Origin of the sequence: Marinomonas ostreistagni, assembly GCF_016888445.1 — a bacterium.
GTDB classification, from domain to species: domain Bacteria; phylum Pseudomonadota; class Gammaproteobacteria; order Pseudomonadales; family Marinomonadaceae; genus Marinomonas; species Marinomonas ostreistagni.
This window is the reverse complement of record NZ_JAFEKF010000004.1, coordinates 41,199-58,294: the sequence shown is the minus strand read 5'-3', so window position 1 is coordinate 58,294 and position 17,096 is coordinate 41,199. Positions and strand designations below refer to the sequence as shown.

At 46.5% G+C, this 17,096-nt stretch carries 16 protein-coding genes and 3 tRNA genes; 7 read left to right on the top strand and 12 right to left on the bottom strand.

What is annotated here, in order from left to right; all coding sequences use genetic code 11:
- Positions 1-167: 167 nt before the first annotated feature.
- Complete coding sequence (locus JQX58_RS11695; protein ID WP_204147045.1) at positions 168-2,150, bottom strand: response regulator; 1,983 nt, start codon at positions 2,148-2,150, stop codon at positions 168-170.
- Between the two features lie 266 nt (positions 2,151-2,416).
- Here JQX58_RS11695 and JQX58_RS11690 point away from each other — a divergent pair, with 266 nt between their 5' ends.
- Positions 2,417-3,508 (top strand): response regulator, encoded by a 1,092-nt coding sequence (locus JQX58_RS11690; protein ID WP_204147044.1) that lies wholly within the window; start codon positions 2,417-2,419, stop codon positions 3,506-3,508.
- A 59-nt stretch (positions 3,509-3,567) separates the two neighbouring features.
- Here the strand turns inward: JQX58_RS11690 and JQX58_RS11685 are convergent.
- From JQX58_RS11685 to ihfB, 7 genes are all read right to left on the bottom strand, one after another.
- Positions 3,568-3,644: transfer RNA gene (locus JQX58_RS11685), tRNA-Val, on the bottom strand.
- Positions 3,645-3,733: 89 nt separating this feature from the next.
- Complete coding sequence (gene uvrB / locus JQX58_RS11680; protein ID WP_204147043.1) at positions 3,734-5,764, bottom strand: excinuclease ABC subunit UvrB; 2,031 nt, start codon at positions 5,762-5,764, stop codon at positions 3,734-3,736.
- A gap of 215 nt (positions 5,765-5,979) precedes the next feature.
- A complete protein-coding gene (locus JQX58_RS11675; protein ID WP_204147042.1) occupies positions 5,980-6,255 on the bottom strand; it encodes a ComEA family DNA-binding protein in 276 nt (91 codons plus the stop codon).
- A gap of 106 nt (positions 6,256-6,361) precedes the next feature.
- Entirely contained in the window at positions 6,362-7,069 is a 708-nt protein-coding gene (gene pyrF / locus JQX58_RS11670) for an orotidine-5'-phosphate decarboxylase (RefSeq protein ID WP_204147041.1), read from the bottom strand.
- 22 nt (positions 7,070-7,091) lie between these two features.
- On the bottom strand, positions 7,092-8,264 hold the full coding sequence (gene lapB / locus JQX58_RS11665; RefSeq protein WP_204147040.1) for a lipopolysaccharide assembly protein LapB: 1,173 nt from the start codon (positions 8,262-8,264) through the stop codon (positions 7,092-7,094).
- Between the two features lie 4 nt (positions 8,265-8,268).
- Positions 8,269-8,589: a LapA family protein gene (locus JQX58_RS11660; protein ID WP_204147039.1), complete on the bottom strand. Its 321-nt coding sequence runs from the start codon at positions 8,587-8,589 to the stop codon at positions 8,269-8,271.
- A gap of 74 nt (positions 8,590-8,663) precedes the next feature.
- Entirely contained in the window at positions 8,664-8,963 is a 300-nt protein-coding gene (gene ihfB / locus JQX58_RS11655; RefSeq protein ID WP_476703437.1) for an integration host factor subunit beta, read from the bottom strand.
- A gap of 207 nt (positions 8,964-9,170) precedes the next feature.
- Between ihfB and ppa the strand changes: the two genes are divergently transcribed.
- Entirely contained in the window at positions 9,171-9,701 is a 531-nt protein-coding gene (ppa, locus tag JQX58_RS11650) for an inorganic diphosphatase (RefSeq protein WP_204147037.1), read from the top strand.
- A 73-nt stretch (positions 9,702-9,774) separates the two neighbouring features.
- Here ppa and trxB read toward each other — a convergent pair whose 3' ends face one another.
- The 4 genes from trxB to JQX58_RS11630 form a co-directional block, all read right to left on the bottom strand.
- A complete protein-coding gene (gene trxB / locus JQX58_RS11645; RefSeq protein ID WP_204147036.1) occupies positions 9,775-10,743 on the bottom strand; it encodes a thioredoxin-disulfide reductase in 969 nt (322 codons plus the stop codon).
- Positions 10,744-10,867: 124 nt separating this feature from the next.
- Complete coding sequence (locus tag JQX58_RS11640) at positions 10,868-11,620, bottom strand: HesA/MoeB/ThiF family protein (RefSeq protein ID WP_204147035.1); 753 nt, start codon at positions 11,618-11,620, stop codon at positions 10,868-10,870.
- 234 nt (positions 11,621-11,854) lie between these two features.
- Positions 11,855-11,940 (bottom strand) — tRNA-Leu (locus tag JQX58_RS11635).
- 57 nt (positions 11,941-11,997) lie between these two features.
- Entirely contained in the window at positions 11,998-13,224 is a 1,227-nt protein-coding gene (locus tag JQX58_RS11630) for an EAL and HDOD domain-containing protein (protein WP_204147034.1), read from the bottom strand.
- A 191-nt stretch (positions 13,225-13,415) separates the two neighbouring features.
- Here JQX58_RS11630 and JQX58_RS11625 point away from each other — a divergent pair.
- The 5 genes from JQX58_RS11625 (at position 13,416) to JQX58_RS11605 (ending at position 17,058) form a co-directional block, all read left to right on the top strand.
- Positions 13,416-13,491 (top strand) — tRNA-Ala (locus JQX58_RS11625).
- A gap of 122 nt (positions 13,492-13,613) precedes the next feature.
- Entirely contained in the window at positions 13,614-14,462 is an 849-nt protein-coding gene (locus JQX58_RS11620; RefSeq protein ID WP_204147033.1) for a methylated-DNA--[protein]-cysteine S-methyltransferase, read from the top strand.
- A complete protein-coding gene (locus JQX58_RS11615) occupies positions 14,455-15,069 on the top strand; it encodes an alpha-ketoglutarate-dependent dioxygenase AlkB family protein (protein ID WP_204147032.1) in 615 nt (204 codons plus the stop codon). The genes JQX58_RS11620 and JQX58_RS11615 overlap by 8 nt, the downstream gene beginning before the upstream one ends.
- Positions 15,070-15,175: 106 nt before the next feature.
- Positions 15,176-16,186, top strand: a complete 1,011-nt coding sequence (locus JQX58_RS11610; RefSeq protein ID WP_204147031.1) for a tryptophan--tRNA ligase — start codon at positions 15,176-15,178, stop codon at positions 16,184-16,186.
- A 14-nt stretch (positions 16,187-16,200) separates the two neighbouring features.
- The gene (locus tag JQX58_RS11605) at positions 16,201-17,058 is read left to right on the top strand and encodes a TIM44-like domain-containing protein (RefSeq protein WP_204147030.1); all 858 of its coding nucleotides are present in this window, start codon (positions 16,201-16,203) and stop codon (positions 17,056-17,058) included.
- The last annotated feature ends 38 nt before the right edge of the window (positions 17,059-17,096 follow it).

Here is a 17,096-nt window from a genome sequence, read left to right as displayed (position 1 = left end):
CCAAATACGCCAGTTACAAAAGCTTACACCGACATCAGCCAATATCAACATTTTCTTTTAGAGACAATGACTTAAAGCATTCTTTTAGGCTTTTCGCATAACTAATTCAAACATTAAAGTACGCGCTGTAACATTCATATTAAGAAAAGCAACACAGCAGAGCGCATTTAACTTGATGATGACTGGCGACACTCTTCTATCAAGACTTCAAGCACACTTTGAGCAGCATCAAAATCGAAGTTTTCCAAGTGCTCATGCAATCTTGATAGCTGTGCTTTGATTGATTCTGAAAACAGCGTCGAAGTTGGCTCAAGCTGCTTGATGTGTTCCAGTGCCAGTGAGTTGCCTTCAAATATTAAACCCTGAAGCGAAAATAACGCTGTTAACAAGGCCTCGTAGTCCACCGCATATCGCTCAGAGGATTGGCTCAATTTAGGCGCTTGCTCCTGATAGAGCTTTGCCAGATTGTGATCAAGCTCCAATAACTCTTGGCGCCAACGGCTAACAATGCCTTCCAATTCAATACCGATGCCATCTATATGCTCTAAAAGGGCTGCGGTCAGTGCAAGCTTGCTTGCGCCTAGCTGACTATAGACGCCCTTCATGGTATGGCCAAAGGCCACTAACCCATCCAGATCTTGACCTACACAAAGCTCATGAATAGTGTGTTCAACACTTGGATAATGGCGCTGATGCTGACGCCACAACGCCAAATATTTTTCTAAATCACCGCCAACTCTGGTCAGAGCAGCCTCCAATTCCAACCCCGGCAACACTTGCTGACCCACCTGTATTGAAAGCGTCTGCTCAGCATCCGCCAAGGTGCCTTGATGGCCACACCACCTTAAAAGTACCTCTTTCAATTCAAGCGGATTGATTGGCTTGGTAATATGATCGTTCATGCCTGCTGTAATGCTACGCTCATAATCACCACTCATAGCATGGGCCGTCAGGGCAACAATCGGTAAATCGTCGCCAAAGCGAGAACGAATGGCTTGAGTCGCCGCAAAACCATCCATCACTGGCATTTGTAGATCCATAAACACAAGTTGGTAGCTTTGGTTGGCAATCGCTGTTAACGCCTCTTGACCGTTATCCGCGGTATCCACCAAAACCCCCAGTTTTTCCAACAAGCTTTTAACAATAAGACGATTCACATCGTTATCTTCAACAACCAAAACACGAGTACGATCAAGACCTTCGGTTTGTTCGACAAACCGCTTGGACACTGAATAATCTTCGCGCGCTTGTGCCGTTGGCAATACTAACTGTAGACGAAATACACTTCCCTCGCCCAACACACTGGTAAGCTCTAACTCTCCTCCCATCAGATCCACCAGTTGTCGAGTGATGGATAATCCTAACCCCGTACCACCATATCGACGGCTGGTCGAATCATCTGCTTGGGTAAACGCATCAAATAATGTATGTTGCTGATGCACAGAGATACCAATACCAGAGTCCTCAACAACCAACTCAAAGTGCACCTTCTGGCGCCACACCTGTATCAAGCGTGCCTCAAGCTTGACGAAGCCAGCGTGAGTAAATTTTACGGAATTGTTAACAAGGTTAGTGAGGATCTGCCCTAGTCGTGTCGCATCTCCCAATAGGTGCTCAGGTATGTCTGGATCAGACGCAACACTCAATTGAATCCCTTTGTGCTCGGCAGCCAAATAATTTACATCGTGAACACGTTGCAACACTTCGCGTAACGAAAAGCTTTGTTGCTCCAGCTTCAAACGACCTGACTCAATTTTGGAGAAATCTAAAATATCGTTGATGATCACCAACAAATTATCTGCTGCGGCCTGAATCTTACTCAAATAATCCTGCTGTTTGGGTGACAAACTCGTATCCTGAAGCAAGTACGTCAAGCCCAAAATGGCATTCATTGGGGTACGTATTTCATGGCTCATATTGGCCAAAAAATAACTTTTATGCTGACTTGCCGATTGCGCTAGCTCCAACGCTGAACTCAGCTCCTCGGTGCGCAGATGCAACCATTCCTCTTGACGCTGAAGCAAGGTTTCTAGGCGTTGACTTGTCTCATCAAGCTGCGCGGTTTGCGCCTCAAGTTGTGCTTGCAGCTGCTCTCGCTCGCGTATTTCTTGCGCCAAGCGCCGCTCTAAAATAGCTTTTGCGTCATTCATAATAGTTAACCAGACAGCCTCACCAGAAGTGCATCGTGCAATAAAGAAAACAGTGCACTCAAACTTTTTAAATGCCACTCACCTGTGAACATTTTATATACAGCACCTAACACTCGTATCGCCTTGTCATGTAGACTTTAGGTTAAGCTGTTAACACCAATTATTTAATGTAGGCTATGCTAAAAAGAACAGCATCAAGTTAGTATTTAAGAATTGTTAAATGTTGTGAAATACATTAACTAGGCGCTACAACTAAAGGGAATTACATGAACGAGGTAGCACAGAAAACGATCTTGGTCGTGGATGACGAGCCCGTCAACATAACCGTTATGTCGGGAATTTTGCGTAATGACTATCGTGTTTTGATCGCCAAAAATGGCTATCAAGCATTGGAGCGTATAAGTAATAGCGGCCTACCAGATCTGATTTTGCTCGATATTATGATGCCAGATATGGACGGCTACGAGCTATGCGAAAAGTTAAAAGCAGAACCAGAGACCCAATCGATTCCGGTGGTGTTTGTTTCGGCTATGTCTGAGCATATTGACGAAGAGCGCGGCCTTAGCTTAGGCGCAGTGGATTACATCACCAAGCCAATTTCACCGGCGATTGTACTGGCCAGAGTACACAATATTTTGGCTCTACAGGATGCTCAGCGCGCATTGCTTGAACAAAATGAGCAACTCGAAGAGACGGTAGCACAGCGCACCAAAGAAGTTCATCTGACACAAAATGTCACTATTCACGCGCTAGCATCCTTGGCCGAAACTCGAGATAACGAAACTGGCAACCACATTCGCCGCACCCAATTTTACGTCAAACTACTGGCCGAAGAGTTACTGCGACAAGGCCATTATCTTGATCAGCTCAATGCCAAAAATATCGACCTACTGTTTCGCTCTGCGCCACTGCATGACATCGGCAAAGTCGGCATTCCTGATAAAATTTTACTTAAGCCTGGACGCCTGACGCCTGAAGAATTTGAAATCATGAAAGATCACGCACCATTGGGTGCACAAGCCTTGATTGCAGCCGAGCAAGAAGTCGGCGAAAAGGAAAGTTCATTTTTACGCTTTGCTCGTGACATCGCCGAAGCTCATCATGAAAAATGGGATGGCACTGGGTATCCGAAAGGGTTAAAAGGTGAAGATATTCCCCTATCAGGTCGGATCATGGCCCTAGCAGACGTATATGACGCACTAATCTCTGAGCGCATCTACAAGCCAGCCTTTCCCCACGAAAAAGCCAAATCTATTATCTTAGAAGGTAATGGTAGCCACTTCGACCCTAAAATTGTTGCCGCGTTTATAAGCGTTGAACAGGGCTTTATCGATACCGCTAAAAAGTACCAAGATTAGAAACAAAAAAAGCCGATCATAAGGATCGGCTTTCTTATCTTACTGAGTAAGGAATTCGTTGGTAGGTCTAAGCAGATTCGAACTGCTGACCTCTACCATGTCAAGGTAGCGCTCTAACCAACTGAGCTATAGACCTACGAAGTGCTGGCTATTATACGCAGCACTTTGTTTAGATCAAGTCTTTCTAGAAAACTTTTTAACAAATTGTTTTCCAAAAAGAAAACCCTACTCACCTACCTCGTTTAACTTTTTCTGCAGGGTACGAATCTGGTCGCGATAGCCTGCTGCCAGCTCAAACTGCAAGTTTTCAGAGGCGACTGTCATCTCTTTTTGTAGCTGTACGATCACTTTACGCACTTCTGCCACATCGTCCATGTTTTCGATCTCGTAGTCTTTAACTTTCTCTGCCACTTTGCGCGTTTGCTTAGATTTATTGCGCCCGCCCGCACCAGGGTTATAAGCACCCTCCATGATGTCTTCAACGGATTTGGTAATCCCTTGAGGCGTAATGCCATGCTCTTCGTTGAAAGCTTCCTGTTTGGCACGACGACGATTGGTTTCATCCATCGCTCGCTGCATCGAGCCAGTAATGCGATCGGCGTACAAAATTGCCTTACCATTAACGTTACGCGCAGCACGGCCAATGGTCTGAATCAGCGAGCGGTCAGAACGCAAGAAGCCCTCTTTGTCGGCATCGAGAATAGCTACCAAACTCACCTCAGGAATATCCAAACCTTCTCGAAGCAAGTTAATCCCCACGAGCACATCAAACTCACCAAGACGTAAGTCACGGATGATCTCGACACGCTCAACAGTATCGATGTCGGAGTGCAGGTAACGTACGCGGATGCCATGCTCATGCAGATAGTCAGTCAAATCTTCGGCCATGCGTTTGGTCAACGTAGTGACCAAGACTCTTTCGCCTGCTGGTAGACGCTTGTTGATCTCTGACAGCAGATCATCGACTTGCGTGGCAACAGGACGTACTTCAAGCTCAGGATCCACCAATCCAGTTGGTCGAACGATTTGCTCGACAATCCAATCCTGGTGCTCTTCTTCATATTTACCGGGCGTGGCCGAAACGAAGATGGTTTGTGGCTTGATCTGCTCCCATTCTTCAAACTTCATGGGGCGATTATCTAGCGCCGAAGGCAGTCGGAAACCATACTCCACTAGATTTTCCTTACGCGAGCGGTCACCTTTATACATAGCACCCACCTGCGGCACAGTCACGTGGGATTCATCGATCACCAATAAGGCGTTGGCTGGCAAGTAGTCAAATAACGTTGGCGGCGGCGCACCCTCGGGCCGACCCGACAAGTAGCGCGAATAGTTCTCCACGCCAGAGCAATAACCAAGCTCTTGCATCATCTCGAGATCATAACTGGTGCGCTGCTCTAAGCGCTGCATCTCTACCAGCTTGTTCATGGATTTTAATTGCTCAAGACGCTGATCTAGCTCGGCTTTGATTTTTTCAATCGCTTCTAGAATGGTCTCGCGCGGCGTCACATAGTGGGTTTTAGGATACACCGTAATACGTGGCACTTTACGAATAGTACGATTGGTCAACGGATCAAATACCGCCAAGTTGTCCACTTCATCATCGAACAATTCAATACGAATCGCTTCGTCCTCAGAGTCTGCTGGGAAAATATCGATGACATCACCACGTACCCGAAAATTACCACGCTCAAACACCATATCATTGCGCGTATATTGCAACTCAGCCAACCGACGCAAGATCGAACGCTGATCAATACGATCACCACGATCCAAATGTAGCATCATCTTCAAATACGATTGTGGATCACCCAAGCCATAAATAGCCGACACGGTGGCGACGATAATTACGTCTTCACGTTCAAGTAGCGCTTTGGTGGCCGACAAACGCATTTGCTCGATGTGATCATTTACCGAGGCATCTTTTTCGATAAACGTATCGGATGCCGCCACATAAGCTTCTGGCTGGTAATAATCGTAATATGAGACGAAGTACTCGACAGCATTGTTAGGAAAAAACTCTTTGAACTCGCCATAGAGCTGTGCCGCTAAGGTTTTGTTGTGCGCCATGATAATCGTCGGGCGCTTCACCTTGGCGATAACGTTAGCAACCGTAAAGGTTTTACCAGAACCAGTCACCCCTAGCAGCGTTTGGTGAGCAAGCCCTGCTTCTATGCCTTGGGCAAGTTTTTCAATCGCTTTAGGTTGATCACCCGCGGGTTGATATTGTGAGACCACTTCAAATTCGTGCGACACCGTTTCGACCTTTATAAATTTATTAAGCAGTTAATCAGGGTAACAAATTTCCGATTTTTCGTCTTACCTAAGTGCAGATAATAAACAAAAAACGCTTAAGAAAAGGCCAAATTTTGAGGTTTAATCGTTATCAGCTTAAGTAACGATATGGCATGTGAAAAGACATCAAAGCTACCAACAGTAAGCTTAAAGTCGCTTACTGTTGGTGTATCTCATTACTCTGAGTCTTTCACTTGGATGAGTACGCGGTTCTTTTCCAATAGCGCGGGTCCAATGCCTTTCACTTCTTGCAATTGATCGACCGAAGCAAATTCACCATTGGCTTCACGGTAGGCAACGATGGCATCGGCTTTTGCTTCACCTACACCATTTAACACACTGGCCAATTGGTCTGCAGTGGCGGCGTTGATATCAAGTGGATCAGCGGCACTGGCCATTAGAGGCAATGCTAGTGCACACGCGGTCAGAAAACGCTTCATAGATAGGATCATAATGCATACTCCTTATGCTTGTTAAAATGGCTTCATGCCAAAGAAAAAGGCTGATCAATCTTCGATCAGCCTTTTAAGATTACCACATTTCATTCACGACTCAAGCTTAGATCTGGATTCCTAACTCAGTATTGACTTGCTCAAGTACGGCAATCGGATCCGCAGCTTGAGTAATCGGACGTCCCATGACTAGGTAATGGCTACCTGCAGCCATCGCTTGCGCTGGGGTCATAATACGTTTTTGATCGCCTTGGTCTGCCCCCGCAGGGCGAATACCAGGTGTCACTAGGACAAAGTCTTTACCCAAGGTTTCTGACAGCATGGTCGATTCTTGTGCTGAACATACTACGCCATCCATACCCGAGGATTGCGCAAGTTTTGCCAAACGCATCACATGCTCTTCAGGCGACAAATCAATCCCTACTTCTGCAAGATCCGATTGATCCATGCTGGTCAAAACCGTCACCGCAATCAACAAGGTGTTATGATCATGAATCTGCGCCAGCGCATTGGCTGAAGCTTCCATCATACGACGACCACCGGTCGCATGGACGTTGACCATCCAAACACCGGCTTTTGCGGCAACAGAGACTGCATTCGCCACGGTATTCGGGATATCATGGAATTTAAGATCTAGGAATACATCGAAGCCTAAGCCGTGTAATTGATCTAGAATCGCTGGGCCCGCTTTAGTAAATAACTCTTTGCCGACTTTCACACGGCATAGTTGAGGGTCCAAGCGCTTAGCCATCGCTGTAGCTTGTTCAATGGTTGGATAATCCAATGCGACAACGATAGGAGATTGGCAGGTCATTTAAAGTCCTCTGAATAATAAGTTATTCGCCCTCTAAACCATGGATTGGTTTCACGGTGCCCCAACTCTTACAACTTGGGCACTGCCAGTGCAATTGCAGGCCGGCGAAACCACACTGTCGACAGCGGTGTTTGGGTTTAGAAGACGTTAATTGTTCGATCAAGCCGTACAACACGCTTAGGTTTTCCAAGTCATGACCCTGCGCGTCAGCACGCTGCATATCAATCAGCTCTTGGAAGCCTTTGATGGTTGGGTGGGCACGAAGTTGATCTATTATAAACTGTTCTGCGAACTCTTTGTCATCATGGGCATAATGTTCTGTCAGCGCACGAATAAGCGTCGCAGAGGGGTGTTTATTTAATTGCTCTTGCAAAAATTTGATGTAACCGCCACTCCCCCAAACACTTTGATAACTTTCTTTGAGTTTAGGAATAATGACAGGTAAAAATTCATGATCTTGATCAGCGATCGCTTTAAGCTCTTTAATCGCATCACGATAGCGGCGCTGAAACATGTACAGATCCGCCAAGCCCATGCTGGCACGGACACAATCAGAATCTGCCTCAATCGCTTCTTTGTATTGCTGGTAGGCTTTCGGCCATAGTTCTTTGCGCGACGCTTCTTCGGCGAGTTCACAGTGAAAATGCGCTAAACGTTGGGCTTGTTTTTTGGTCGGATAGTCCAGCTGCAGCTGATGCCCTATCTTAATCGCCTTATCCCAGCTTTGCTCAAACTCATATAAGTCGACTAAGAGCGTGAAAATTTCTTTTTGAAACTCAGTTTTACGTGACGCAATATTAAGCAATAAGCGTTCTGCCCGATCTAAAAGACCGGCTGACATGAAGTCACTGGCTAGCTCAAGCTGCACCAGACGCGTGTCTCTTGGTGAAATATCCGGACGCGCCAATAAGCTTTGATGAATATTGATGGCTTTTTGAATTTCGCCTTTCTTGCGAAACAAGTTGCCTAAGGTGAGATGAATATCAAAGGTGTCTGAGTTAACTTCCAATGAATCCACGAAAGCATCAATGGCTTCAGACTGCTGACCGTTTAAAAGGTGATTGAGCCCGCGAAAGTAATCATTGGGTACTTTCTTAAGTTCTTTTTTAGTCGGTTCAGGGGTGCGTCGACGGCCGAGCACCCAGCCAATAAATAAGGCGATAAAAAGAACCGCGAACAATCCCCATTCGGTCAAGGGACTACTCCCGCTCCGCTAACTCAGTTGATAACGACGCTTTGCGCAGGTTATCAATCTCGCTTTGTTGGCGCTCTAGCTGCTTGCGTTGTTTACGAACACAGCGATCGCTGCGTAACAATAGTAAACTAGAAGCGATCAGCGTTAGCACGGCACCCACGGCAAACGAAAGAATCATATACAGGGCAATACTTAACTCAGGACCCTGCCAAAGCACCAAGTCCAAGGTCATGACCTGACCATTGCGAATCGCGAAGAAAATACCAATAAACAAAAATAGAGCTAACACACAGAACAGTGCTGCTCGTTTAATCCACTTAAGCATAGAAAGACCTACATGCGATGCTGTTTAGCTCATTATGCCGTTGAACAGCGAAAATTTCGATAAAAAAAACAGCGTTACTCTGTTCCATCTGCGACAGAGTTAACTAACTCACGTAGCTCTTTGCCTGGTTTGAAATGCGGCACATACTTAGAACCCAGCTCAACTGACTCACCAGTTTTCGGGTTACGACCAATTCGAGGGGCGCGATAATGTAGCGAGAAGCTTCCGAAGCCGCGAATTTCGATACGCTCGCCATTCGCTAGCGCCTCCGACATATGCTCCAACATCGCCTTCACGGCAAGCTCGACATCTTTTACAGGAAGATGTGACTGCTGGTCTATCAGTGTTTCAATCAGCTCAGATTTGGTCATCACTGTCCTCTCGACTATATTTTGATCACTTGTTTAAGACTAGCTAAATTTAGAAAGAAAGCAATAACTTAACGCTTAAAACAGCCAAATTTCACGGTTTTTTAAGCAATCTATTGCGATTATTTCTCATGAAACTTTTGGATGACTAGCATCCGTGTGGTTGAGCTTCTATAATTGGCGCCATTCCTTAACACAAGTGGAAACGACAACATGAGCTTCAAAGATATTCCTGCTGGCCGCGATGTGCCAAACGATATTAACGTAATCATCGAAATCCCTGCTGAGGCAAACCCAGTTAAATACGAAGTAGACAAAGACATGGACGCGCTAATCGTAGACCGTTTCATGACTGCGCCTATGTTCTACCCAGCTAACTACGGTTACGTAAACAATACTCTAGCAGACGACGGCGACCCAGTTGACGTTCTAGTCATCACGCCATACCCAGTGGTTCCTGGCTCTGTGATTCGTTGCCGCCCAGTTGGCGTACTAAACATGTCTGACGAAGCTGGTATGGACGCTAAACTTGTCGCTGTACCACACGAGAAGCTAAGCAAAGAATACGGTCACATCCAAGACGTGAACGACATTCCACAACTACTACGCGACCAAATCGAGCACTTCTTCGAAAACTACAAGAAGCTTGAAAAAGGTAAGTGGGTAAAAGTTGAAGGCTGGGCGAATGCTGATGAAGCACGCAAAGCCCTAGTTGAAGGCGTAGAAGCTTACAACGCTCAGTAATCAATCGATTACGACAAACACAAAAAAGCCGATCCAGTGGATCGGCTTTTTTTATGCTATTTGACTAACAAGCTTACTTCTCAACGCCATCTACAAGGCCATCAAGGAAGCGCTCTGCGTCCAATGCAGCCATACAGCCAGTACCGGCAGATGTAATGGCTTGACGGTAGATGTGATCACTTACATCACCTGCAGCGTAAACACCTTCGATGCTGGTTTGCGTCGCATTACCGTGAAGGCCTGTTTGCACCTTGATGTAGCCATCATTCATATCCAACTGACCAACAAACATATCCGTATTTGGCTTGTGACCAATCGCTACAAATAGACCCGCTACCGCCAGCTCTTTGAACTCGCCAGTTTGGTTGTTTTTGATGCGTACGCCAGTTACGCCGCCATCATCACCTAGCACTTCATCAAGCTCGCTGTGCCACTCGATGTTTACGTTGCCGTTTGCTGCTTTTTCTAGCAATTTGTCCGACAAGATTTTTTCTGAACGGAACTTATCACGACGGTGGATCACGGTTACAGATTTAGCAATGTTAGACAGGTACAGAGCTTCTTCTACTGCAGTGTTACCACCACCGATGACCGCAACATCTTGGCCACGGTAAAAGAAACCATCACACGTCGCACAGGCAGACACGCCTTGGCCCATGTATTTTTGCTCGCTTTCCATACCCAAGTATTGCGCGCTCGCACCGGTCGCAATGATCAAGGCATCACAGGTGTATACACCACTATCACCTTCTAGACGGAAAGGACGATTCTGCAGGTCTACTTTATTAACGTGATCGAATACAATCTCAGTTTCGAAACGCTCTGCGTGTTGACGCATACGCTCCATCAGCTCAGGGCCTTGTACGCCATTAACATCGCCAGGCCAGTTGTCCACTTCAGTGGTCGTGGTCAGCTGACCACCCATCTGCATACCGGTAACCATTACTGGGCTTAGGTTGGCACGCGCTGCGTAAACCGCTGCTGTGTAACCAGCAGGGCCAGAACCTAGAATCATTAATTTAGCGTGTTTAACATCGCTCATCTTGGAATGCTCCTTAAATTAGTTATCCTCGCCGAGGTGTAATACGGCTTCATAATGGGCGTAGGATAAAGAAACCGCGCGCAAATAGACACCGAAAAAAATTAATACCCTACATAGGGGCTCGCTATGATTTTTCAACTCGACAGTTTGGGCAGTCGGGATCTTGTGATAAACGCATGCTGCGCCAATCACCACCTAAGCCATCAAATAATTGCAACACACCGTGCTTAACTTGACCTGTGCCACTCAGAAGCTTCAGCGCGACAAGTGCTTGTTGCACACCAATCGTGCCAACCACAGGACCAATGATACCGTTGACATTACAGCTTAACTGCTGGTCAGAAAGATCGGGATAAAGGCATTCATAGCAAGGTGAAAGCGTTTGATCATAGCGAAAGGTAACCAACTGCCCTTCCCAACGAATGGCGGCGCCACTCACTAAAGGGCATTGATGCTGTTGCGCCCAACGGTGCACAAGACGGCGTGTATCAAAGTTGTCGCAACAATCTAGGATGACATCGGCGTCTGCCAAATATTGGGAAACGTTTTCCGCGTTCAGGCGAGCTTGTATCGGGATTATCTCAACGGATGGATTGCGCACCTGCAACTGTGCTTGCGCTGCTAACACTTTTGGCTGATCAATATCAGCTTCGCTATAGAGTACTTGGCGAGGTAGATTACTAAGATCGACACAGTCATCGTCAATCAAAACTAATGAGCCAACGCCTGCCCCCACTAAGTAGGTGGCAGCAATATTACCTAAGCCACCCGCCCCGACAATCACTGCCCGCTTATTGGAGAGTGACAACTGACCATTGACGTCAAAGTTACTTAGCAACAACTGTCGACTGTAACGTAGCAGCGCCTGCTCATTCATATCTACCACCTGCTTTTACTCACATGCACCCAATCGCCTACTATTTGCCGATTGCAGCCTAATATGGCGCGTCATGGTATCCGAAATACGCAGGCAAACCTAGCCATGAACGTGACAGACCAAGGTGACAAAGCACCTACAGCATGAACGAATCTCATAGATGAGATGACAAACGACAGACACAAAAAAAGCCCCGAGGTCAGTAACCGCGGGGCTTTTCGCATCTTTAGAAGATGGTACCAGTGGCCGGACTCGAACCGGCACGCTTTATAGGCAATGGATTTTGAATCCATCGTGTCTACCAATTCCACCACACTGGCTTGGAAAACGTGAGACGTATTCTATTGTTTTTAGTTGGTTTGTCAATGGGTTAAATACTAATTTATGGTATCAATAATTTTATTGGCCCACTGTAAGGAATCAAAGAAAGCATGATTTACCGTGCCTCGGATTTTAGCGGGCATGACACTAATACGATCCCAGCGCTCTTCTTCGATACTTTTTGCGCTGTATAGTAACTTACCCAAGGGCCCTTTATGCTCCAAAATGGCTGACTTGAGATCATCATGAAGCATAATTTGCCCCATAAGCTCTTTCTGATTGATCCCCAGCATCAAGTCCAAACCCGACATCAAGCCTACGGTAAATGCTTTATCAGAACAGATATTAGAAGACTTTTGCGCCAACAGTTCGCAACAACGAGCGCGAATCAATAGCACTCGCAATATCGAAACATTGTGTGTGGGTACCGCGCTTAAAGTAATTAAAGTCGCCCAGCGGCGTATTTGTGTCAGCCCCAAATACACAACTGCCTCTTTGATCGACTCCACACGACGTGCCAAGCCCACCACGGGGCTATTGAGTAAACGCAGCATTTGATAAGCCAAGGTTGGGTTTTGCCCAACGATACTGGCAACGCGCTCAATTTCGACATCGTCTTTTTGCAGTACATTTAGTAAACGCACAGCGCTGTGTTCATCGGCTTTAACACGCTTGCCTTTAACGATTTGCGGACGCTGTAAGTAGTACCCTTGAAAATATTGAAAGCCGAGCCCTAAACAATCGTTAAACATGGCTTCGTCTTCCACCTTTTCAGCTACCAACGCTAAGTCATAGCTCTGCAGGCGCTTAATGTCTGACAAAACGGTGCGTGGTGGCGTCGCCAATACATCAATTTTGACCATCGACATAAAAGGTAACAGTGGGTCGTACGTCTCTTTAAATTGGTAATCATCCAATACAAAGCGAAAACCGAAGCGATGCCATCGTTCCACAGCTGCAATGAATTCTGGTGTAATTTCCTGATCTTCAAGGATTTCGATGTACACCGTCTCTGGCGAAATCGGGAAAAACGCGTCTGACACCACTAAATCTGTGGTCATATTAATAAAGAAGGGTTGGCGACGCTCTGGTTCAAGCGCGGTGATGCCAATGCATAGATTCACTAACACCTGACTAGTGGCTGCTTCAGCATTATCGAAAACAGCGCAATGCTCACTCTCTCCGCGAAACAACAGCTCATAACCAAATAACCGTTGTTGACGATCGTAAATCGGTTGTTGCGCCATCATAAGATCGTCCAGCGCTTGTTCTTGTATTTCCATATGTAAACTTCCCTGCTGCTTGTTACTGGCATGTCTCACAGCATTAATACGTTATCTGTAACATACTCTATCAATAGTTATAAAAGTTCAATCCGTGTACAGCTTTCATTTAGCAGTTTTAATTAGTTGTCTTAGTTCATAAAAAAACTATTGACGCCACAATTATTTGCCAATAATATAGCCGCCAATTTGGGGCTATAGCTCAGCTGGGAGAGCGCTTGCATGGCATGCAAGAGGTCAGCGGTTCGATCCCGCTTAGCTCCACCAATTTCTTACCCAGCGCATTTCTTCTCTTTTCTCTATTTAGATCCAGCAAGTTTCGGGTCGACACTACTCCAAGTTTCATTACTATTATGAGTCCTTGCATTTGATTTGAGACTACTCTCATTATGCGCGACCATGATTACCAACGCATTGCTCTAGCCATCGAATATTTAGCGCAACATACGCATGATCAACCACGTCTTGACGATGTCGCGAGTGCCATTCATCTGAGTCCATTTCATTGCCAAAGACTCTTTACAGAATGGGCGGGGGTTAGCCCAAAACAGTTTTTGCAATTTCTGACCTTAGACCATGCCAAACAGCTACTGTCTAAGCAGCACTCATTACAATACACAAGTGATCATACAGGCTTATCTTCAACCAGCCGTCTGCACGACCTTTTTATCAAACTAGAGTGCATGACACCTGGGGAGTTCAAACAAGGCGCCTGCGGCCTGACTTTAGAATATTATTTTTACGAGACCTTGTTTGGTCTAAGCTTGATCGCCAATACCGAACGCGGCATTTGCTATATCGCGTTTGTCGATGATCCAAAAAGTGCCTTAATTGCACTGCAGCAGCGCTACCCGCAAAGCCAACTCAAGCAACAAATCACCTCTTATCAAGAGGCTGCCGCAACACTACTAGTAAATCCAAACGGCGATCTGCAACAGCTTAAACTGCACCTCATCGGCACCCCATTCCAGCTCAATGTATGGCAAGCCTTGCTTAACATTCCATTTGCTCAAGTCGCAACCTATGGCAAGATTGCGCAAAGCATTGCCAACCCCTCTGCTGCCCGCGCGGTAGGCACCGCTATCGGTAATAATCCGATCGCCTATTTAATTCCGTGTCATCGTGTGATCCGTCAATCAGGTCAATTTGGTGACTACCGCTGGGGCCGCACGCGCAAGCAAGCCATTCTTGGCTGGGAAAGTGCGCGACACTTTAAGGAGACTACCGCCGATGATTGATGATTTGTTTGCCGAACAAAGCGACACTATCGCCCTACTCCCATATGATGGCGATGTGGTCTACTTCGGCAGCATCTTAAATGCTCTTGAAGCCGATCATTACTTTCAAGCGTTGCGCCATGAGATCGACTGGCAACCCGATCAGGCGGTTATTTTTGGCAAGCACATCGTCACCAAGCGCAAAGTGGCTTGGCACGCCGATCAGCCCTACCAATACACTTATTCAAAAACCACCAAAACCGCACAACCTTGGACCCCGAGCCTGTTAGCGCTTAAAGCCTTGATCGAGCGACACAGTGGTGAATACTTTAACTCTTGCTTACTCAATCTTTATCACGATGGCAGCGAAGGCATGTCTTGGCACAGTGACGCAGAAAAAGAGTTAGTTGAGCAGGGGGCTATCGCCTCATTAAGCTTAGGTTGTGAGCGCAAGTTTTCGTTTAAGCATAAGCAGTCAAAAGAAACCCGCTCTGTGATTCTTGAGCACGGTAGTTTGCTGATTATGAAAGGCCAAACCCAGCAACATTGGCTACACCAACTCCCGACCACAAAAAAAGCCACTCAAGCACGCATCAATCTGACCTTTCGCCGTATTAAAACCGCCTAATATCATAGGTCTTAAAGGCAACAAATTGGACGCGGTTTTAGGCTACGTATACCTGGGCTTTTATGATAGGGTACACACACCTTTTTATATGATTGAGTAAGGGACAATGGGTAAAGAAATTGTTTTAACCGGTATTACGACCTCAGGTACCCCGCACCTAGGCAACTACGTTGGCGCGATCCGCCCTGCTATTGAAGCAAGTCGTCGCGAGGATACAGAATCGTTTTTCTTTTTGGCTGATTACCATGCTTTGATCAAATGCCAAGATCCAGAACGTGTCAAACAATCTCGCTTAGAAATCGCTGCGACATGGCTGGCGTGTGGCCTTGATACAGATAAAGCAACTTTTTACCGTCAATCAGACATCCCTGAAATCACTGAGCTTAACTGGCTGCTGACCTGTGTTACAGCGAAAGGCTTAATGAACCGCGCGCACGCCTACAAAGCCAGCGTCGATGACAACGTTGCCAACGATCAAGATCCAGACTATGGCGTTAACATGGGGTTATTTTGTTACCCAGTTTTGATGGCGGCGGACATCTTGGCGTTCAATGCGAATAAAGTGCCGGTTGGCCGTGACCAAATCCAACACATTGAAATGGCCCGTGACATCGGCTCGCGCTTCAACCATTTATTTGGTGAGCACTTTGTGATGCCAGAAGCTGTGGTGGCTGAAGATGACAGCGCCATCTTGAAAGGTCTGGATGGTCGTAAGATGAGTAAGAGTTACAACAATACGATCCCACTGTTTGATACTGAGAAGAAACTCAAAAAAGGCATCAACAAGATCGTGACCAATCTACTTGAGCCAGGCGAACCTAAAGATCCAGACAATTCAACTGTGTTTGATGTTTACAAGGCCTTCGCTAGCGCAGAGCAAACTGCAGAAATGCGCCAAAAATTTGCCGACGGCATTGCTTGGGGAGAAGCTAAGAAGGAACTTTTCGAGCTTATTAATGGTCAACTAGCAGAGCCTCGAGAAAAATACCTTGAGCTAATGGCCAATCCGGCTGAGATCGAAGCCGTGCTACAAGCCGGCGCCGAAAAAGCCCGCACACGCGCACGTGCGATGATCGCCGATCTTCGTAACGCTGTGGGTTTGGTTAACTTCGTCTAATTTGGAGACACTACGTGAAAACATCTGTATATGCCCTACTGGTGGCATTTGTACTGGCTATTGGTATGGGTGGCTTTGCCTCGACTGCCGAAGCTAAGCGCCTAGGTGGCAGCAAAAGCTTCGGTAAAAGTTACTCGATCAGCAAAACCCCAACCAAATCTAATACGACTTCTGGCACCACAGCGACTTCAGGTACTACGAAGAAGTCTGGCTTTTTAGGTGGTCTAGGTGGTGGTCTGTTAGGTGGCCTACTAGCAGGCGGTCTATTTGCAGCGCTACTGGGTAGCGGCGCGTTTGATGGCCTAGCTTTTGGCGACATTCTGCTATTCGCCCTGATCGGCTTCTTGATTTACAAATTCTTCTTTGCCAAAAAGCGTCAAGCACAACGTCCTGCGGGCGGCAACGGCATGTACCGTGAGATGCCAAACTCTACCCGTGATGAGGTACAACCATCACCGATGTCTGGCATGGCAGGCTTTGGCGGTCAGCCAGAGATGCAACTACCACCTGGCTTTAACGAACAAGCGTTCGTTGCTGAAGCCAAAAATCACTACATCACCCTGCAAAAAGCATGGGATGACAACAACTTTGCTGAAATAAGTGATTACTTTAGCGCAGATGTTTGTGCTATGTTGCGCGAGGAGCGAGCAAAATACGGCGCTGACAAACCTCGTACAGAGGTTGTCTCTCTAATGGTGGATTTAGTTCGTGGTGAATTCATCGGTTCAACCGCTTCCATTTCTCTACGCTTTAATGGCTGGATTAAGGAAGGCGACCAAACCGTTGAGACCAACGAAATCTGGCACTTAGAGAAAAGCCTAACGGATGCTCAGGGCAATTGGACAGTTGTAGGCATACAACAAGACAACTAATTGTTACGTATTTTATCAAGCCAATGCGCTGCATTTCG